We start from the raw sequence: 19,745 nt of genomic DNA, 5'->3' as shown, positions 1-19,745 counted from the left end.
GAGAACCGACTCTTGTCCACCATCAGAAATATCGCGGTGCTGGGGCTGGGAACCATGGGGCATGGCATCGCCCAGGCCTTTGCGGTGGGCGGCTGCCGGGTCAGCGGCTACGACCAGTCGCCCGAGGTGCGGGGGTCGGTGGCCGGCCGAATCGAGCAGAACCTGAGGACGGCTGCCCAAGCCGGTTTCGGCGAGGAGGATGCCATTGAACCCTCGCTGGCCCAATTCAGGGTCTGTGAGACCGAGGCCGACGCGGTTCAGGGCGCCGAGTTCGTGGTCGAGGCGGTTGCCGAGGACCTGGAGGTCAAGCGGCGGCTGTTCAGCCGGATCGAGCCCCAGGTTTCGGCCGAGACTATCCTGGCCAGCAACACCTCCAGTTTCCCCATCTCCGACCTTGCCGCCGATCTGAGCCGTCCCCGGCAGGCGCTGATCACCCACTGGTTCAACCCGCCCCACATCGTGCCGCTGGTGGAGGTGGTTCCGGGGGAGAAGACCGGAACCGAGGCCGTCGAAGCCACCCTGGCCCTGCTGCGACAGGTCGGTAAATCCCCGGTGCAACTGAAGAAGGAAGTTCCCGGCTTTCTGGTCAACCGCATCCAGATTGCCATGCTGCGCGAGATCCTGGACCTGCTGGACCGGGGCGTGGCGGATCCCGAGGAGATCGATCGGGCGGTGAAGAGCACCATCGGTTTCCGCCTGGCCGCTATCGGTCCGCTGGAGGTCATCGACTTCGCGGGCCTGGATGTCACCGCCAGCGTGTTCGAGAACCTGGTGTTGGACGTCCGATCCGACCGGCAGCTTCCGGCCGCGCTGGAGCAGGCGGTCCGGTCGGGCCGTTTCGGAGTCAAGAGCGGGGAGGGGATCTACAGCTACACCCCGGAGGTGGTGGAAGCAAAGGTGTCGGAGCGAGACCGCCGCTTTCTGGCACTGCTGCGGCTGTTCCACCAGGAATCGGAGCCCCCTGACGCAAGCCGCGGGCAGGGGATCGGCAAGCAACCAACGAGCGAACCATGAAGATTCGAGAGGGAACACGGGTGCTGGTGACGGCCGGAGCTTCCGGGATCGGCCGCAGGATTGCGGCTGCCTTTCTGGGGCAGGGGGCCGGTGTGCATGTCTGCGACGTTGCCGCGGATCGGGGTGCAGATCTGCTCCGGGAGCTTCCGGGAGTGGGATTCACCCGGGCCGACGTGGCTGTCCCTGCCGACGTGGAGCGAGTCTTCGCCGAATTGGCGGCTCATTTGGGCGGGCTGGATGTGCTGATCAACAATGCCGGCATTGCCGGCCCCACCGCGCCGGTGGAGGAGGTGAGCCCGGAGGACTGGAGCCGGACCCTGGACGTCAACATCACCGGCCAGTTCCTTTGCGCCCGCTTGGCCGTGCCCCTTCTGAAGCAGGCGGGAGGTGGCTCGATCATCAACCTTTCCTCGGTGGCCGGCCGGCTGGGGTATCCCATGCGAACCCCCTATGCCGCTTCCAAGTGGGCCGTGGTGGGCTTCACCCAGAGCCTGGCCATGGAACAGGGCCCTCACGGGATTCGGGTGAACGCCCTGCTGCCCGGTATGGTGGAGGGGGGCCGCATCCGCGCGGTCATCGCCGCCAAGGCGGCGGCTATCCAGAAAACCTATGACGAATTGGAGGCGGAGCACCTGAGGCAGGTCTCGCTTCGCAGAATGGTAGACCCCGACGAGATCGCCAACATGGCCCTCTTCCTCTGTTCGGAGGCGGGAGCCGCGATCACGGGCCAGGCGCTCAGCGTCTGCGGCAACGTGGAGCGAATGCTCTGACTCAATCGATTGAAGGAGCACCCCTTTCCCTTGACCACCACCCGAACCCCTGACTCCGATTGGCTGCACTGGGTCCTTTTCGGACTGCTGCTGGCACTGTGCCTGGTGGTGGGGGTGGCGCTCTTTTGGGAAGAGCCTCCCGACAGCCAGGGGTATGGGCACGGGGAGCTGAGGACCATGCGGCAAGGCGGGACCGGCGAGCGCCATGCCCAGGTCCTGTGGCTGGGGGCGGCCTTCGGGGTTTTGCAGCTTCTGCTTTTCGTGGCTTGCCTGGGCTTTGGTCTGCGGGGAGCCAGGGGTTCTTCCCGGGCCAAGAGAAGAGCTCTCCTGCTGGGCGGCGTCCTCTACCTGGCCGTCTTCATGGCCCTGGTTCTCACCTACCAGGACTACGTGAAGGATCCCACCCGGCTGCTGGTGTCGCTGCCGCCGCCCACGGCCGTCATGCTGTGGGTTCTGTGGCCGTTCCCCCTCTATTTCGTACTGGTCTACAGCTTGAAGTTCGAGGACTGGGTGTTCCGCAAGGAGGACAGCCGCCGCTTCCGGGAGCTGGTCGACACCCCGCCGACGGGCAGCAACTCCCTGACGGACCCCGAATCGCCTGAGGAGCATCGCTGATGGAAACGGACCGAGGCGTCACCATCCTGTTCTCGGTGGTTTTCTACATGGGAATTTGCATCGCGGTGGGCCTGTGGGCCCTTCGGCGGACCCGATCCAGTGCGGACTTCTTCATGGCCGGCCGCAACCTGGGGGTGATCGTCACCGGTTTCGCCGTCTTTTCCAGCATCATGAGCGGATTCGGCTTCGTGGGCGGCCCGGGGCTGGTCTACCACATGGGAATGAGCTCCCTGTGGATGGTGATCAGCGCCCCCATGGGCACCTGCATCTCCTTTTACCTCTTGGGGAAGCGCATCCGCCTGCTGGCCGAGTTGAAAGAGTCGGTGTCGCTGCCGGACGTGGTGGCCGCCCGCTACAACAGCCAGCTCACCCGCCTGCTGACCTCCCTCGCCATCCTGCTGGGTGTGATGGGCTACCTGGGGACCCAGATCCTGGCCATGGCCACCGTCCTGCAGGACATCATCGCCAATACTCCGATCGGCCGCTTGAGCCTGGAAGCCTGCGTGACCGTGTCGTTCGCGGTCCTGGTGTTCTACTGCGTCACCGGCGGCATCATCGCCTCGGTCTATACCGACGTGATTCAAGGCTTCATCATGGTGATTGCGGCCCTGCTGGTGCTGGTGGCGGCCACCACCGCCGTACCGGACGGCTTTGCCGGCATGTCGCTGACCATCGGAGCCGACGACCCCGAAGCCATCAGCCCCTGGGGGTCGGTGGGCATGCTGGGGTGCCTCTCCTGGTATTTCCTCTTCACCCTGGGGGCCTCGGGTCAGCCTCACGTGATTACCAAGCTGATGATGAGCAAGCGGGTGGGGGATGTGCGCCGCACCCTGCCCATTTCTGTGGTGGGGTATTCGCTGACCGCGCTCCTCTGGCTGGGGATCGGCCTGGCCATGAGAACCCTGGTGCTGTCGGGCAGCCATCCCGAACTGCCGGGGATCGATGCCGCGGCGCCCCAGTTCCTGCAGGCCTATACCCATCCGCTGCTGGCCGGCCTGGTCTTCGCGGCCCTGTTCGCCGCCATCATGTCCACCGCCGACGGCTTCCTGAACATCGGCTCGGCCGCCATCGTCCACGACATTCCCCAGTCCCTGCGGGGGCGGTCGCTGAAGAACGAACTGCTCTGGGCCCGCACGGCCACGGTGGTCATCGCCCTGGTCGCATCCCTGATCGCCGTCTACTCCGGCGACCTGGTGGCCATCCTGGGAGCCTTTGGCTGGGGCACCTTTGCGGCGGCCCTGGTCCCGGTGGTGACCATCGGCTTCAACTGGAAGCGGGCCACCTCCCTGGCCGCCAACACGGCCATGATCTCCAGCCTGGTCATCAATCTGGGGGTCAAGCTGCTCAAGATCCAGATCCCCTTCCGCATCGACGCCGGCGCCATCGCCCTGCTGGTCTCCCTCACCCTGTTCTTCGGGATCTCCCTCCTCTCCAAGCCCCAGAAGCTGGACCCGGACGTGGACCGGGTCATGGACCTGTGACGTAATTCAACCTGAAATTGAAGGCTTGGCTAAAACAGCTTGAGAGCGGCAAAGAGCAGTCCGGCAATGGCGAGTTGCGCCAGCAGCATCCGGTTGACTGCGGTGGCAAGTTCGGCCTTGAGGTCGGCCTTGACCTGCTGGATATCGGCCTTTAGTTCGGCCTTGAGGGCGGTCAGATCGGCCTTGGTGGCGACAGAATCGTCGAAAGCCTTGGCCATGGTGGTCACGATGGCTTCGGCCTGTTTGTTTTCGATGCCGGCATCTTCAAGCTGGCGGGCGGCTTGCAGAGTATCGAAAACAGCCGTGGTCATTCCGTTGCGTTCCTTGTCGTTATGGGTTGCCCTCTATTATACACCATGACCTCCCGGGGCTAAACACTGACCACTAACCACTGGCCACTGCCTTAATTGTCACGCGATGATTTCGTGGAGCACGCGGCCGCCGATGTCGGTGAGGCGGCGGAAGCGGCCGCCATGGAGGTAGGTCAGGCGCATGTCGTCCAGGCCCAGCAGGTTGAGGATGGTGGCGTGCACGTCGCGCAGGGGGATCTGTTCTTCCAGGGCCTTGACGCCGAACTCGTCGGTGGCTCCGGCAGTGGCGCCGCCCTTGACGTCTCCACCGGCCATCCACATGACCAGGGCGAACTGGTTGTGGTCGCGGCCGGGAGTTTTGGACTCGAGGTCGTTGAGGAAGGGAGTGCGGCCCATTTCCGAGGCCCAAACCACCAGCGTCTCCTCCAGCAGTCCCCGTTGCTTGAGGTCCTGCAGCAGTCCCGCCACCGGCAGGTCGACCTCGGCGGCGTGGTTCCGCATGCGTCCCTCCACGTTGGTGTGATCGTCCCAACTGTGCTTGTTGATCTCCACGCCGTGAACCAGCAGCGTATAGCGTACCCCCCGTTCCACCATCCGCCTGGCCAGCAGGCACTGGCGACCAAACCCCTCGGTGACGGGATTGTCGAGGCCGTAGAGACGGCGGGTGTGGGCCGGCTCTTCCGACAGGTCCACCGCTTCCGGGGCCGAGGCCTGCATGCGGTAGGCCAGCTCGTAGGCGCTGATCCTGGCCTCCAGCTCGGAAGCCCCGGGCCGCTGGTCCAGGTGCCGGGAGTTGAGGAAGTGGAGCAGGTCGAACTCCCGGCGCTGCTGGGAGCGGTCCACTCCGCCGGGAAGGTCGAGGTGCAGGATGGGGGTGCCGCTGGAGCGCAGCACGGTACCCTGGTAGGCCGCGGGCAGATAGCCGCTCCCCCAGACGGCGGCGCCGTTCACCGGGGCGCCCCTGGGGTCTTGAATCACCATGTAGCCGGGTAGATTCCGGTTGGGGCTGCCGAGTCCATAGGTGACCCAGGAACCCACCGAAGCGCTGCCCTGAAACTGGGACCCGGTGGTGACGTGCATGGTGGCGGGGCCGTGGTTGTTGTTCTCGACCTCGATCCCGTAGACGAAGGCCAGGTCGTCCGCGCATTGGCCGATGCGGGGAAAGAGACTGGAGATGGCGCGGCCCGACTGGCCGTAGCGCTTGAACTCAAAGGCGCTGGGAATGACCCGGTGAGGCTTGTTGAGATAGCCCTGGATCTCTCCGGAAAGACCGCTCAAGGGGGGCAGCTTCTGCCCGGCCAATTTCTGCAGAGCCGGCTTGTAGTCGAAGCTGTCCACGTGGCTGACCCCTCCCGCCATGAACATGAAGATGCAGTGCTTGGCCTTGCGCCCGGAATGGGGTAGGGGAGGTCCCGCCGCGCCCGGGGTTCCCGCCGGCAGCTCGTCCGCCAGCATGCCGGCCAGGGCCAGGGCCCCGATCCCGTTGCAGGAACGGCAGAGAAAGTCCCGCCGGGACAAAGCCTGCAGCCCCGGCCCGGCGATGCGGTTCCGGTGTTCCTCATTCATGATCCAACTCCTTCATCAGCAATCGGCCATTCATTTTATCAGTTTCTTCGTGTTCCTTCGTAGTTCTTCGTGCTCCTTGGTGGATTCCTCTTTTCCATGATTGTCCCTCGAAGGCACGGGCCCGCTAATCGACATACACAAACTCGTTGCTGTTCAGCAGCACCCGGCAGAGGGCTGTCAAGCCGTCGCCGGACGGGCTCTTCTCCAATAGTTGCCTCGACCGTGCCGTTTCCTCGGGCCGGGGATCCCGGCCCAGGGCGATCCGGAAGGCTTGGCGGATCCGGGAGGCAGGATCGCCGCCGCTTTCACGCTTGACCCGCTCGGCGAAGTGGCGCGCTTCTTCGTTCACGAACTCCCCGTCGTACATGGTCAGCGCCTGGAGAACCGAGACCGAAGTCTCCCGCCGGGCGCAGGAGGCGTTGGGAACCGGCGCGTCGAAGGATTCCATCAGGGGCATGCTCAGAGACCGTCGCTGAAAGATGTAGACGCTTCGCTTGCGGCCCCGGGGGCCGGACATGGTCTCCCAGGTGTTGGTGCCCTGGACCTTCTGGGCTTCGTCAAGCCCGGGGGGCAGGGGAGGAAAGACGGGAGGCCCGCTGCGGTCGCCGTTGAGCCTGCCGCTGGCCGTCAAGATGCTGTCCCGGACGGCTTCTCCCTCCAGGCGGCGGCGCTGGAAGCGCCACAGGTACCGATTTTGCGGGTCGATCCGGGTGGCCTCGGGATCGGAGTGCAGCGAAGACTGCCGGTAGGCGCCGGAAGTCACCATGAGTCGATGCATGGACTTGAGACTCCAGTTTCTCTCCACCAGCTCGCGCGCCAGCCAGTCCAGCAGGCGGGGATGGGTCGGGGCCGCCCCGTTCTTGCCGAAGTCGCTGGGCGTGTCCACGATGCCCCTCCCGAAGTGCCACTGCCAGAGGCGATTGACCATCACCCGGGCCGTCAGGGGATTCTCGGGGCTGGCGATCCACTTTGCCAGTGCCAGTCGGCGGCCCCTGGTCGGGTAGCGCCCGAAGGGATCCCGGTCGATGGGGGCCGGTTGGGAGTGGCCCTCGATGGCGCTGGGGAATCCCGGTTCCACCGGTTCTCCCTTGCGGTTCCAATGACCCCGCTCCAGGACGTAGGTGGTGGAGACGTTGGGGCCGTAGGGGGGGCCGTCGGCGTTTCTCAAGGACATGGCCAGCGGCTTGCGCCGCTCGATGCTGTTCTTGAGCCGAAGAACGCGGTGTCTGAAGTCGGTGAACTGCCGGTGTTCTTCAATGGAAAACTTCCGGTAGCCCTGGTCGTCCCGGATGGCTTTCTTCAGGTCCTTGAAGGTAGGCGGTTCGGGCTCAGGGGAGGCCAGGCGGTCGCGGGCGGCCTCCATCCTGTAGGCTTTCAGTCGCTCCAGCAGCGGTTCGTAAAAGAGGGCGAATGACGTTTCGGTGGTCTGCAACTGTTGTTCCAGTGCGGTCCGCTCCCGGTCCCACCGCTCCTTGCGGGCCGGATTGACGAAACTGGCGGGTTGCGGGCCTCCCAGTTGCTGGATGTCCCCGGGGCGCGGGGGATCGATCTGCACCGTGGCGAAAAAGGCCTTGAGCCGGTAGAAGTCCCTGGTGGGCAGCAGGTCGTACTTGTGGTCGTGGCATTGGGCACAGCCCACCGTCAGCCCCAGAAAGACGGAACCGACGGTGGAGGTCATTTCGCTGAGCAGGACATGCCGGTCCTCTTCGCCACGGGGCTCGGTGAAGGGGGCCAGGCGCAGAAAAGTCAGGGCCACCACCGATTCAGGGTCCGGAGGCGGCAGCGCTCCAGCCGACATCATCTCGAAGAACTCGTCCCCCGCCAACTGTTCCTTCACGAACAGGTTGTAGGGTTTGTCGGCATTGAAGGCATCGATGACGTAGTCCCGGTAGCGCCAGGTGTGGTAGTACTCCGGATCGCCTTCGTAACCGTTGGTGTCGGAGTAACGGGCCAGGTCCAGCCAGTGGCGCCCCCAGCGCTCCCCGTAGCGCGGATCGGCCAGCAGACGGTCCACCAGGGCTTCATAGGCGTTGGGGGAGGGATCGTCGGCGAAGGCCTCCACCTCGGCCGGGTCGGGCGGCACTCCCAACAGGTCGAAGAACAACCTGCGGATAAGGGTCCTGCGGGAGGCGGGGGGCGCGGGTGAGAGTCCCTCCTCCTGCAGGCGTTCCAGAATGAAGGAATCGATGCCGTTCCGGATCCAGGGCGAGCCCTTGACCTCGGGCGGCAGCCCGGCAGCGGGTTTGACGTAGGCCCAGTAAGGCTCCTCCGGCGAGTCCCCCCGGGGAGTGGCGGAGAGCCCACCGATCCACTGCTCGATGAGTTGGATCCGGTCTTCGGAGAAGGCCCGGCCCAGCGGCATGCGCGGCTCTATCTGGCCGCGCAGCACCTGTATCAGGGGGCTCTGCCCGGGGGCTCCAGGCATGACGGCGGCCCCGTGGCGCGCGCCTCCCGCCAGCACCGAGTCGAGGCTATCCACCGAAAATCCGCTGGTTCGGGTGTGGCGGTCGTGGCAGGGAAGGCAGTTCTCCTGCAGGACGGGCAGCACCTGGTCCTGAAAGTCCACGGAGGCGTGACCCGGAACCCCGGCCAACAGCAGCAGGGTCGCCACCAGGCAGACTCCCGCCAACTTCCTTCGGGCTGTCCGAATTGGGCCGGAATATGTCGATGGCCAGTCCATCAGCGCTCCCCGCGGCCGGCCCCCACCGTCCCGGGCGGCGAGACCAGGCTGCCGATTGAAGGATGAGTCAAAATATACAAGAGCCCCGGATCAATGTCACTCCCTTTGAAGTGTGCTTCCCGGGGCTTTCATCCGGCGGCCACCAGGGTCAGGCCGCCGAGCAGAATCAGCAGGCCCACGGCCTTGGGAAGGGGAAGCGGCTCCTTGAGCCAGAAGATGCCCAACAGGGCCCCCAGGGGAATGCTGATCTGGCGGAAGGCCACCACGTAGCTGACGTTATGGCTCCAGGTCATGGCGGCCAGGATGAGCAGGTAGCCCAGGTTGATGCCCAGTCCCAAGGGAACATAAATTCGGGACCTCCGGCGAATCAGCTCCAGGAAGGAGGCCCGCTCCCGCTTGCGGGCCAACACCACCACCGCCTGCAGACCGCTGGAGGAGAGGGCCCACAGGGCGGCGAAGACCAGGCTGGCCTCGAGGTTGGACAATGGTCCTGACCGCCCCGAGACCAGGAGCCGCAAGGCCTGCTCGTCGGCGATGGAGTAGGCGGTGGTGGCCAGGGCCGCCAGCAGGGCCGCCAGGAAGACGCGGCTGAGGTAGTGGCTGCCTTTGAAGTCGGCCATATGTCTCATGGGCAGGAGTATGCAGCCCGCCAGCACCAGCACGATGCCGGCCAGGCAGGCGGTGCTGATCTCCGCGCCTCGCCCCAGCAGGAACATGACCGCCACGATAAACAGCGGGGAGGATCGGGAGAGCGGATAGGCCAGGGAGAGATCCCCGGAGTTGTAGGCGGTGGCCAGACTGCGGTAATAGATGACGGTGGCGCAACTGCTCACCGCCAGCAGAGGCCACAATTCCGCTAGAATCGCGGGAATTTTCGGGATATGGTAGGCCAGCCCCGGCAGCAGACAGAGGCAACCCACCAGGTTGGCGGCCAGGAAGAGGGCGCCGCTGGGTTGGCTTCGCTTGCCGAGGGTGTTCCATCCCACGTGAATGACCGCGGAGACAAGGATCAGCAGCAGGGCGATGGGTTGCATGAGGTCGGTCGGCGAGTCGGGTCGGGCGCGATCGCTTCCGGATGATTATACCCAAGGTTCCCGGCGGCTTGGCTGAGAGGCGGTATCGGGGAACAGGCATGGAAAAAGAGCTTGCAGCCATCCGGCGTTGGGAGGGAACCGTCAGGGCCCTGGTGGACTGGGACCTCGACGGAGCCCAGCAGCGTCACGAGCGGAGCGGCGGCGGGCCGCTGAGCGGCTGGTCGCTGGGGGTCAAGGACATCATCGATGTCCAGGGAATGCCGACCCGCTGCAACGTGGACTTTCTTCCGGAGACGCCGGCCCGGGAACACGCAGGCGTGGTGGAGCGCCTGCTGTCTCTGGGCGCTTTCGTCCTGTCCAAGACCGTCACCACCAGCCTGGCTTTTCTGGATCCCGGAGCCACCCGCAATCCCTGGAACCCCAGCCACACTCCCGGGGGCTCCAGCAGCGGCTCGGCCGCGGCCGTGGCCTGCGGGATGGTTCGGTTGGGGCTGGGTTCCCAGACGGTGGCTTCGGTCAATCGTCCGGCCAGCTACTGCGGGGTGACGGGGTTCAAGCCCACCTACGGACGGCTGCCTGTCACCGGCGTCTTTCCCTTTTCCCCCAGCGTGGATACGGTCGGTTTATTCACCCGCGGAGTTTTCGACATGGTAAAGGCCGCCTCGGCCCTGTTGGGAGAGCCCGCGGCAGGGGAACCGGGGCGCCTGAGCATCGGACTGGCGCCGGACCTGCACACCGAGCCCGCCGGGGACGTCATGCTGAGGGCGTTGTCGCAGGCCGGAGACCGTTTGGCCGCCGGGGGATGCGAGGTCAGGACGGTGAGCCTGCCCGAAGAGTGTGCACGCGCCTACCGGAACCACTTCGACCTGATTGCCTCCGAAGGGGCCCGAGGCCAAGCGGAGTTGATGGCCCGCCACGGGGATCGCTATCCCCCCAAGCTGCGTGCCCTGCTGCTGGAGGGGAGAGCGGTCACTTCCGAAGACCTGGATCGGATTCAGGAGCACCGGCGCGGGCTGACGGTCAGGATGTCGGCTCTATTGGATGAGGTGGACCTGGTCCTGTCTCCGTCGGCAGAGGGAGCTGCACACCGGGCCCTGGCCATCACCGGCGATCCCCGCTTCAGCCTGCTGTGGACCTATACGGGGTGTCCCACGGTAACGTTGCCGGCGGCGCTGTCCCCCGAGGGGCTGCCGCTGGGCCTGCAGTTGTCGGCCCGTCCCATGGCGGACGCGGCCCTGCTGGCGGCCGCCCGCAAGGTGGAGTCCCTGCTGGGATTTGACGCGCGACCCGGGTAGCTCCGCCAATGCCGGCTCGCGATCAGCAAGGGGACACAAAAAGAGTTATCCACGAAGGGCCACTAAAAAGAGCCCATTAGTCAAAAAATCGTTCCGTACCCCCAGAATCGGAATTTTAGAGAGAGCTGCGAAGCTGCGGTTGACGTGGGTAACCCGAGGGAACGCCTGTTACAAGCCATCCTTATAGAGCAGCGAAGCTGCGGCTCAGGGTAGCCCCGGGCGGGAGCCCGGGGTCGTGTGTGGCCCGCACTGTCGCAGCCGCGTATGCGGCGGATTAGAGGCGGGGTATCGAATCTCTCGGCCTCTCCAGAACGACGCCGACAGAGTCGCCCTATCAATAGAGCCCGGGGTCGTTTGAACCCCGCGCTGCCGTAGCCGCGAAGCGGCGAATTAGTTGCCGGGTCCGGGAACGCAGGCCTTTCCCAATATCGCGCCAAAATACGAATCGTTTCCCGCGGGAGACCGCATTGACGACACGAGACTCAGCCACCAACCCGCTGCGCATCGGCCTCGCCGGTTACGGCAACTGGGCTCGCGAGGCTTACATGCCGGCCCTGCGGGCTGATGGCAGGGGCAAGGTTGTGGCCGCTTCGGCTCCCAGCCAGGCCACCCGGCAGCGTATTCGGGAGGAACTGGGCAGCCGGGTCCGTATCTATCCTCACTTCGAGGCCATGCTGGCCGCCGGCGGTCTGGATGGCGTGCTGATGGCTCTTCCCGAAGCCGTGCACGAGTCGAGCCTGCTGGCTGCGATCGGTTCGGGGATTCCCTTTTTCTACGAGCCTCCCGTGTCGCACCGTCGGGACCGGATCGCTCCGGTACTGGAGGCATTGCTGGGAGCGACCCAGATCCAGCAGGCCGACCTGGAGCTGAGATTTCTTCCGGTGGTGGCCGCAGCCGCCCAAAGGCTGGCCGAGGGCGCCATCGGAGAGCCGCAGACCGCCAGGATCCGGATGAACGGCAACTGGAATGCCCGGCCGGGAGCCGGCCTCAGCCTGCCCCTTGTGCTGGCACCCTGGTATGTGGACGTCCTGGACGCGATGCTGGCTTCTCAACCTCAGGGAGTGCTGGTTCAGGATGGCCGGGGAACCGAAGGTCGCATGCAGGCCTACGCCCTGACCCAGCTGGACTACGGCGGGGTCTGGGGAACCTTTCAAGCCAACATCTCCAGCGTTCAGGGCCCCGAGACCTGGGTCGAGGTCCAGGGGCGGGACGGAGACCTCTTTGCGGATCTCTTCACCGGAGAGTTGAGACTTCGAAATCGGTCCGACCCGGACTGGCGGGTGGATCGAGTGGTCTCGGCTCTGCGGCCCTTTGCCGGATGGCCCGGTTTGCGTGAGTGTTTGTCGGACTTCCTGGACCAACTGGAGGGGAAGCCTTTCTCGGGAGTGCCGGCCGAAGATATGGCCAGGCTGCACTGCCTGGGCTTGGCTGCCGAGGAGTCCATCGACACTTTGTCCTGGGCACCGGTGAGAAGCATGGACGAGTTGCGGCGGAATTTGCGATGATGAGGGGGCGGGGCCGTCTGGAGCGGCCTGATTCCTGACGAAATTGATAGGAAGCGAGGTGGCGGGCAATGGGTCGAACAATGAAGAGAGCATGGCTGGCCGGTGGCTTGGGAGTTCTCCTGTTGTTGGGAGGGGCCGGGGTTGCCGGGGCGGAGGAGAAGTTCAAGTATCAGTATGAGTTCGAGTCCATCCGGATCCCCAGGCTGGACGCCGATGAGCCCAAGCTCGCGGAGGTCTCGGTGCAGCGTGCCCTGGATTTTCTCGACCAGGGGGCCACCGCCTGGAGCCGCGGACACAAGTGCGTGACCTGCCACACCAACGGAAGCTACATGGCCCTTCGCCCCTCGCTGACCCAGTCCTTGGGACAACCCGCCGGGGAACTGCGCGACTTCTTCGGGAAGGTGCTGCGGGAAGGAACCGCCCGACTGGGCCAGGAGCGCAAGCTGGGCGACTCGCAAATGATCTACCTTGCCCGCGGCCTGGCTGAATGGGACGCCCATGTGTCGGGAACCTTGTCGGACGATACCAGGCAGGCTCTGAAACAGTTGTTCGAGCGCCAGCTTCCCACCGGCGAGTGGAAGGCCGCTCTGTGCTGGCCGCCGCTGGAGTCGAGCGCCTTTCAGGAAGCCACCGTGGCAGCCTTGGCGGTGGGGACGGCTCCGGGTTGGCTGGCAGGCCTGACCGACGAGGGACTGAAGGCCGGCGTGAAGCGGTTGCAGGACTATCTGCGCCGGGTCGAGCCCCCGCACGACTACGGGCGGGTGGTGCTCCTGTGGGCCTCGGCCAAGTTGGATGGCCTGCTGGAGGAGGGCGAGAAGGAGCGGATCATCGAGATGATCTGGAGCAAGCAGCGGGCCGACGGCGGCTGGGCGCTGCGCGCCTTTGCCGAGCCCGAGCAGTGGGGCAACGGGAACCGGGCCGAGAAGCTCAGGGCGGAGAAGGAGTTCACCGATCCCCCCAGCGACGGCCACCAGACGGGCTTGGCTCTCATCGCGCTACGCGAAGCCGGAGTCAGTGCCCGGGACCCCAGGGTCCAAAAGGGTGTCCGGTGGCTGCTGTCGAATCAGCGTGAGTCGGGTCGTTGGTGGACCCGTTCTCTCAACACCGATAACTACCACTTCATCGCCTTCAGCGGGACCCTCTATCCGCTGGTGGCGCTCCACCTGTGCGACGCGCTGCCTGAAGGATCTGCCGGAACCGCCACCGCTCAAGCCCGGCGATAGCCCTGTGGCAGCGGGGGCAGGAAAGGTCCATGGGGGACCATCTTGGTAGAGCCAAACCTCTTCGGGAAGAGTGGAACCGAGCACACTTGAAAAATAGACTATGGTCTTGGACCATGGTCCAATCGGCTCATGCAGGAAATCCAGATATCCAAATTCAAAGCGACCTGCCGGGCAGTTCTGGACCGCGTAGCCAAGACCGGCAAGCCGGTGCTGGTGACCCGGTTCGGCAAGCCGGTTGCCCGGATCCTTCCTCCCCCTTCCAACCCAGCCGGCAACTGGCTGGGTTCCATGAGTGACAGTGGCAAGATCCACGAGGATCTCGTGGCCCCAGCCTCAGATCTCTCCGATTGGGAAGCCATCATCTAACGGCGACTCCCAACGTCCCTCAATTCCCGTGTGGCAGCCCGGTCCACCTTCCCGGTCTGCTCGTCGATCGCCACCCCATAGTCCTGCCGGGCGGCTGCCAGTGAGACCTTGCCGTTCCTGACGTCTTGCTCAACCGCCTGGGGGGACCGCTCCAGCGGGTTGCCCCAGCCGCCGCCGCCCGCCTGCCGGTGGTAGATGCGTTCGCCTTCCTTGATCGAAGTCGAGATCATGGTCGGCAGGACCCTGGTCTCCTCTTTCCCCCGCAGCTCGTTGATGGAGCCCCTTCCAGACAGGCCGCCAGAGAGTCCGTAGGGGGGATGGTCCCTGCGGTCGGAGCGGATGGCCAGATGGGCTTCCCCTTCCAGCAGGCGCCATTCCCGCTCGATGCCGAGCCCCCCGCGGAATCGGCCGGCCCCTCCGCTGTCGGTCACCATCCCGTAGCGTTCGATGTGGACGGGGTATTCGCACTCGGCCTGTTCCACCGGAATGTTGGCGGCTACATTGGCGATGTTGCACAACCCGTCGTTGCCGTCGCGGTCGGGACGGCCTCCCCAGGTCCCGGAGAGCAGCTCGTAGTAGACATAGGGAGTCCGGCGGCCGCCTTGTTCCCGCAGGCCGCCGATGATCACCAGGGTGTTGCCTCCCTCGCTGGCCGCAAAGACGCGGTCCGGCAGAATGCCGGCCAGGGCGCCGAACATGGTATCGGCCAGGCGGAATCCGGTGATTCCCCTCATGGAGGAAGCCGCCGGCATGACCCCGTGCACCACTGTGCCCGGAGGAGCCACGATGCGCAGCGGCTTGAAGAGTCCGGCGGTGTTGGGAACCTCCTCCCGCATGACCGAACGGACGGAGAGGGCCACCACCGAGGCGGTGAAGGAGAGCGTGCAGTTGATGGCTCCCCGGACCTGGGGAGCGGAGCCGGTGAAATCGGCGGTCAGGGAGTCTCCCTCCACCGTCAAGGTGACCTTCAGAGGTACAGGGGGTCCGCCCACGCCGTCGCTGTCCATGTGGTCGGTAAAGGAGTAGCGGCCGTCCGGCCAGGAGGCGATTTCCCGCCGAAGCAGCCGTTCGGTGTAGGCGATCATCTCGGACGCGCAGCGGGTGAAGGTCTCCAGCCCGTAGCGCCGGATGAGCTCGTGGATGCCCCTCTCCCCGATGTGGCAGGCGGCGATCTGGGCCTGCACATCCCCGATGGTCATGCGCGGCACCCGCACGTTGGTTCTGAGCAGGGCGAAGAGAGCCTCATCGGGCTCTCCGCGACGGTAGAGCTTCAACCAGGGAATCCGCAGCCCGTCCTGAAAGATTTCGGTGTTGTCGCAGGCCGAACTGCCGGGGAGGCGTCCCCCCAGGTCGAGATGGTGAGCCGTGCTCACGGCAAAGGCCGCCAGGCGGTCCTTCCAGAAGATGGGCTTCACGATGAAGATGTCGGGAATGTGCATGCCCCCGTCGAAGGGGTCGTTGAGAATGAAGACGTCGCCCGGGCACATGTTCTCTCCATACTTCCGGAAGAGGGTCTCCATGGCGTAGGGAACCGTGCCCAGGTGCAGGGGGGTGGTGACACCCTGGGCGATCATCTCGCCCTCGGCGTTGCAAAGAGAGGTCGAGTAGTCCAGGCAATCGCGGACGATGGTGGAGTAGGCGGTCCGGTAGAGGGCCAGGGCCATCTCGTCGGCGGCGGAGGCCAGCGCGTTCTGGATGATCTCCCGGGTGATGGGATCGACGGAGGCCTCTCCGCCGGATCCGTTACCGGCCGTGATGTCGGCCTTACTCATCCTCCACCTCCATGACCACGTTCCCGTGTTCGTCCCGCCGGACCGACATGAAGGGGGGGACGACGATGGTGGAGTCGTATTCGTCGATCAACAGGGGTCCCCTGACGGTTCCGGAAAGGTCCGAGCGGGCCACCACCGGAGTGTCGATGAGGCCGCCGTCGGCGCCGAAATAGGCCTGCCGGCGGGACTGGGTCGCAAGGGCGGAGGCCCTAGGTATGAACCCCGCCTCCCGCCCGGGGGCGGCCACCTGCCCCACCAGGCGCACGGCAATGATTTCAGTGGGGTTTTCGGGGTCCGACCGGTGGCCGTAAAGCCGCTCGTGTTCGGCTTCGAAGTCCTCGTTCAAGGCCTGGATCCCGGGTCCGTCCAGGGCGTCGCCCGGAAGCTCCAGGCGGATTTCGGAGGCCTGTCCCTGAAAGCGCAGGTCGGCGCTCCAGCTCAAGGTGATCCGGGAGGGAGCGTAGCCCTCGGCTTCGAAGCGGGCCAGCATCTTCTGCCTCAGCTCCTGCCGAATGTCCTCCAGGCTTGCCGCCTCGGCGTCGGCGGCGAGAAGCAGGCAGCTCCTGACGTCGTGGTGCTCCACTCCCGATGCCAGCAGGCCCAGAGCGCTGAACAGGCCCGGCAGGGGTGGAACGATGACCTTGCGGATGTGCAGCTCCCGGGCCAGACCGGCCGCATGGACGGGGCCGGATCCGCCGAAGGCCATCAACACGAACTCTCGCGGGTCCCGGCCCCGCTCGGTGGAGACGGCCCGCAGGGCCCGCATGGTCCTGGCGTTGGCAATCCGGTGGATGCCCTCGGCCGCTTGCAGCAAATCCATTCCCAGAGGGGTGGCGATCCCGTCCCGAACGGCGCTGGCGGCGGCATCCGGGTCGATGGCGATGTCCCCGTTGGCCAGTCGGCCGGGACGGATGTACCCCAGCACCACGTTGGCGTCGGTGACGGTCGGTTCCTCCCCGCCGCGGGAATAGCAGGCAGGTCCGGGGATGGCCCCGGCGCTGCGCGGACCCACCCGGACCCCGCCGGCTCCGTCCAGATAGGCGATGCTGCCCCCGCCGGAGCCCACTTCGGCGAGGTCGATGCTGGGAGCCCGAATGAGCTCGCCGCCTCCGCCCGTCAGGCGGTTGCCCGCCGAGAGGGAGGCGCCGACCTCGTATTCGGGGCTGTAGCGCACCCGGCCCTCCTCGATCAGGGAGGCCTTGGCGGTGGTTCCCCCCATATCCAGCGTAATGACGTTCTCCAGGCCCAGGTGGCGCGCCGTGGCCTGGGAGGCCAGCACCCCGGCGGCCGGGCCCGATTCCAGCATGTAGACGGGACGGCGGGCCGCCTCCTCTTCCGGGGTCAACCCCCCGGCCGACTGCATGATCAGCAGGGGCGAATGGATGTCCAGGTCTTCCAATCCAGACCTCATGGCCGCCAGGTAGCCGCGCATGACCGGCCGCACGTAGGCATTGACCACGGTGGTGGCGGTGCGTTCGTATTCCTTGCGTTCGCGAAGCACCTCCGAGGAGAGTGAGAGCTGAACCTCGGGCAGTTGCCGGCGCAGAAATTCTCCCACCAGGTTTTCGTGCTCGGGCCAGGCGTAGGCGTGCAGCAGGCACACGGCTACCGATTCGACCTTCTCTGCCTTCAAGCTGCGGGCGATGCGGTTCAGGTCGTTCGGGTCCACCTCGGCCAGAACCTCGCCCCTGGCCGAAAGGCGCTCCCCCAGCTCGTACCTCAGATAGCGCTCCACCAGCTCGGGAGGTTTCTGGAAAAAGAGGTCATACATCTGGGGGGCCCGGATGCGGCGCAGCTCCAGCACGTCCCGGAACCCCCGCGTGGTGATCAGGGCCGTCAGCGCCCCGCGGCGCTCCAGGATGGCGTTGGTGGCCACGGTGGTTCCGTGAACCACTTCGGCCACCTCCGACCCGGAAGCCGCGGTGGTTTGGAGCAACTGCGAGATACCGTTGAGCACGGCGGTTTCGAAGTCGGGGGGCGTCGAGGGGACCTTGGCGGTCCAGACGTTTCCCCCGGCGTCGGCCAGGACCACGTCGGTAAAAGTCCCCCCGACGTCGGCCCCCAGCCGGATCGGCCCTATCGGTTTCATGCCGGTCTCCCGTAGCTGCATTCCATGGCTTGCTTTCCGGTCTCCCGGTGAGATGTGCGGGTCAATCCGCGGAGCCGAAGCGTTCCCGCAGTTCCCGCCGTAGCGTTTTCCCGTAGGCGTTCTTGGGAATTTCATTCACGAAGACCACCCATCTCGGCTTCTTGAAGCTGGCGATGCGCTCCCGGCAGAAGGCAATCAGTTCAGCGGCCGGGGGCGGGGCTTGCGGGTTGCGCGGCCTGACGGCTGCTTTCACCGATTCTCCCCATTCCGGATCGGACACGCCGAACACGGCCACCTCGGCCACCTGAGGGTGTTCCATCAGGGCTTCTTCGACCTCTCGCGGGTAGATGTTGGACCCCCCGGAGAGGATCATGTCGTTTTTGCGGTCCACCAGGAAGAGATATCCCCGTTCATCCAGGTAGCCGATGTCCCCGGTGTGCAGCCACCCCCCGCGCAAGGTCTCGGCGGTGGCCTGAGGATTGTTCCAGTAACCCTTCATGACCACGCCGCCCCGCACCAGGACCTCGCCGGCGCTTCCCGCGGGCAGCGGTTGGCCGGCGCCGTCCACAACGCGGACTTCCACGTCGGTGCGCGGCAATCCCGCGGTGAGCAGCGCCGGCGCCTTCTCCAGTTCCGCCCCCATGGCCCGTCGGCTGAGGGCGGTGATGGTCATGGGAGACTCTCCCAGTCCGTAGAGCTCGGTCAGGATGGGCCCGAAGCGGGCGACAGCCCGTCGGGCGTCTTCCACGTACATGGGGGCTCCGCCCCAGGCAATGGCCCGCAGGCTGGAAAGGTCGTGGCTGGGGCCGACCGACTCCTCCGCCAGTCGTTTGACCTGAGTGGGGGCCAGAAAGGGAATGAGGGTGACCTTCCAGCGGGTGATCTCCTCGAACACCAGGGCAGGGCTGAACCCCACCGAATCGTGAAGAATGTTGGTGACGCCCCGGGCCACCAGTGGAAGCGCATAGAGGCCGCTGCCGTGAGAGAGAGGAGCCGCATGGAGCGCCACGTCGGTCTCGTCGGGGACGTAGTGGTCGGCGAAGAAGCTCATGGTCATGGCCAGCAGGTTGCGGTGGGAGAGCATGGCTCCCTTGGGCTTGCCGGTGGTGCCGGAAGTGTAGAAGAGCCAGGCCAGAGCGTTCTCCTCCAGCTCGACATCGTCCGGGAGTTCGGCAGTCTGAGCCAGCAGATCCTCGTAGCCGAGGGTGTCCGTGGAAGCACGCTCGCCGGTACTGATCCAGTGACGAACCGAGGTTTCCCGGCGGGCTTGCGAAATGCGGGGGTTGATAAAGTCTCCATGGATCACGGCTGCGGTCTGGCTCTGCTCCAGGATGTAACGAACCTCGCGCGGATGGAGCCTGACGTTGATGGGGACGGCCACGGCCCCCAGGCGGAAAAGAGCGAACAGGGTCTCCAGAAAGGGAGGCCCGTTGTGCTGGAGGATGGCTACGCGGTCTCCCATCCGGACGCCCAGGACTTTCAAGGCGCCGGCCAATCGGCCCGTCCGCCGGTTGAACTCCTCGTAATTCAGGATTCTGTCACCCTGAACCAAAGCCGGCCTGTCCGGGTGGGCCCGGGCGGCGCGGCTCAACAAGAGGGAGAGATTCATGAGCTTCAACAGACCGGCACGGCGGTTCCGTGGCGGGAGTGGTTGAGGAGCAGGTCAAGGGCCGGCCCAGGTTTTCGGTGGGCTGGTTTGCCGCCGTACCATATCCTGCTCCTCCGGTCGCGTCAACCGGGCGGCCGGACCTCCGAGTCGGTTCGTGGCGGAAGATCGGAACAGGCCCGGTCCGGAACATGGCGGTGGCCGGGACGCTTCTTTTCATCGCGTTGAATTTTCGCTATTCTGCCGCGAAGCAGAGGCTCGCCCCCCCACCGCATCAGCCATCGCCATTCGGCTCGGCTTCTGCGATTCCCCCTCAAGGGGGGAGTGATAGAGTGGTACAGACCGCATTCATCCTTTACATCATAAACCGCAAACATGGTTTACACGCTGATAGGGTATCGATCGAGGAGGATAGAGC

At 65.6% G+C, this 19,745-nt stretch carries 15 protein-coding genes; 8 read left to right on the top strand and 7 right to left on the bottom strand.

Annotated elements, in window-relative coordinates; genetic code table 11:
• The first annotated feature begins 12 nt into the window (after window positions 1–12).
• Genes OXI69_09900 through OXI69_09885 form a run of 4 tightly spaced genes read left to right on the top strand, consistent with a single transcriptional unit; the run spans window position 13 to window position 3,880 of the window.
• Window positions 13–1,014, top strand: a complete 1,002-nt coding sequence (locus OXI69_09900) for a 3-hydroxyacyl-CoA dehydrogenase family protein (protein MDE2666454.1) — start codon at window positions 13–15, stop codon at window positions 1,012–1,014.
• On the top strand, window positions 1,011–1,784 hold the full coding sequence (locus OXI69_09895) for an SDR family oxidoreductase (protein MDE2666453.1): 774 nt from the start codon (window positions 1,011–1,013) through the stop codon (window positions 1,782–1,784). The genes OXI69_09900 and OXI69_09895 overlap by 4 nt, the downstream gene beginning before the upstream one ends.
• Window positions 1,785–1,814: 30 nt before the next feature.
• On the top strand, window positions 1,815–2,399 hold the full coding sequence (locus tag OXI69_09890) for a hypothetical protein (GenBank protein ID MDE2666452.1): 585 nt from the start codon (window positions 1,815–1,817) through the stop codon (window positions 2,397–2,399).
• On the top strand, window positions 2,399–3,880 hold the full coding sequence (locus OXI69_09885) for a sodium/proline symporter (GenBank protein MDE2666451.1): 1,482 nt from the start codon (window positions 2,399–2,401) through the stop codon (window positions 3,878–3,880). The genes OXI69_09890 and OXI69_09885 overlap by 1 nt, the downstream gene beginning before the upstream one ends.
• A gap of 29 nt (window positions 3,881–3,909) precedes the next feature.
• Here OXI69_09885 and OXI69_09880 read toward each other — a convergent pair whose 3' ends face one another.
• The 4 genes from OXI69_09880 to OXI69_09865 form a co-directional block, all read right to left on the bottom strand.
• A complete protein-coding gene (locus OXI69_09880) occupies window positions 3,910–4,191 on the bottom strand; it encodes a DUF1640 domain-containing protein (protein ID MDE2666450.1) in 282 nt (93 codons plus the stop codon).
• Between the two features lie 99 nt (window positions 4,192–4,290).
• Complete coding sequence (locus OXI69_09875; GenBank protein MDE2666449.1) at window positions 4,291–5,757, bottom strand: DUF1501 domain-containing protein; 1,467 nt, start codon at window positions 5,755–5,757, stop codon at window positions 4,291–4,293.
• A 124-nt stretch (window positions 5,758–5,881) separates the two neighbouring features.
• Window positions 5,882–8,386, bottom strand: a complete 2,505-nt coding sequence (locus OXI69_09870; protein MDE2666448.1) for a DUF1549 and DUF1553 domain-containing protein — start codon at window positions 8,384–8,386, stop codon at window positions 5,882–5,884.
• Window positions 8,387–8,565: 179 nt separating this feature from the next.
• Complete coding sequence (locus OXI69_09865) at window positions 8,566–9,471, bottom strand: hypothetical protein (GenBank protein MDE2666447.1); 906 nt, start codon at window positions 9,469–9,471, stop codon at window positions 8,566–8,568.
• Window positions 9,472–9,569: 98 nt separating this feature from the next.
• On the opposite strand from OXI69_09865, the gene OXI69_09860 reads away from it, so the two are divergent.
• The 4 genes from OXI69_09860 (at window position 9,570) to OXI69_09845 (ending at window position 13,860) form a co-directional block, all read left to right on the top strand.
• Window positions 9,570–10,766 (top strand): amidase, encoded by a 1,197-nt coding sequence (locus tag OXI69_09860; protein MDE2666446.1) that lies wholly within the window; start codon window positions 9,570–9,572, stop codon window positions 10,764–10,766.
• 467 nt (window positions 10,767–11,233) lie between these two features.
• Window positions 11,234–12,271, top strand: coding sequence for a Gfo/Idh/MocA family oxidoreductase (locus OXI69_09855; GenBank protein ID MDE2666445.1), 1,038 nt, complete (start codon window positions 11,234–11,236; stop codon window positions 12,269–12,271).
• Window positions 12,272–12,339: 68 nt separating this feature from the next.
• The gene (locus OXI69_09850; protein ID MDE2666444.1) at window positions 12,340–13,494 is read left to right on the top strand and encodes a hypothetical protein; all 1,155 of its coding nucleotides are present in this window, start codon (window positions 12,340–12,342) and stop codon (window positions 13,492–13,494) included.
• A 129-nt stretch (window positions 13,495–13,623) separates the two neighbouring features.
• A complete protein-coding gene (locus OXI69_09845) occupies window positions 13,624–13,860 on the top strand; it encodes a type II toxin-antitoxin system Phd/YefM family antitoxin (GenBank protein ID MDE2666443.1) in 237 nt (78 codons plus the stop codon).
• On the opposite strand, the gene OXI69_09840 is transcribed toward OXI69_09845, so the two are convergent.
• The 3 genes from OXI69_09840 to OXI69_09830 all read right to left on the bottom strand — a co-directional run bounded on the left by OXI69_09840 (window position 13,857) and on the right by OXI69_09830 (window position 19,330).
• Complete coding sequence (locus OXI69_09840; GenBank protein ID MDE2666442.1) at window positions 13,857–15,632, bottom strand: hydantoinase B/oxoprolinase family protein; 1,776 nt, start codon at window positions 15,630–15,632, stop codon at window positions 13,857–13,859. The genes OXI69_09845 and OXI69_09840 overlap by 4 nt on opposite strands.
• Window positions 15,625–17,721 (bottom strand): hydantoinase/oxoprolinase family protein, encoded by a 2,097-nt coding sequence (locus OXI69_09835; protein MDE2666441.1) that lies wholly within the window; start codon window positions 17,719–17,721, stop codon window positions 15,625–15,627. Before OXI69_09835 ends, OXI69_09840 begins: the two co-directional genes overlap by 8 nt.
• Window positions 17,722–17,782: 61 nt before the next feature.
• Window positions 17,783–19,330, bottom strand: coding sequence for a long-chain fatty acid--CoA ligase (locus OXI69_09830; protein MDE2666440.1), 1,548 nt, complete (start codon window positions 19,328–19,330; stop codon window positions 17,783–17,785).
• Window positions 19,331–19,745: the final 415 nt, after the last annotated feature.

It is taken from the genome of Acidobacteriota bacterium, from assembly GCA_028875575.1.
In the GTDB taxonomy this organism is placed as follows: domain Bacteria; phylum Acidobacteriota; class Terriglobia; order Versatilivoradales; family Versatilivoraceae; genus Versatilivorator.
This window is presented reverse-complemented; position numbering and strand designations above follow the sequence as displayed.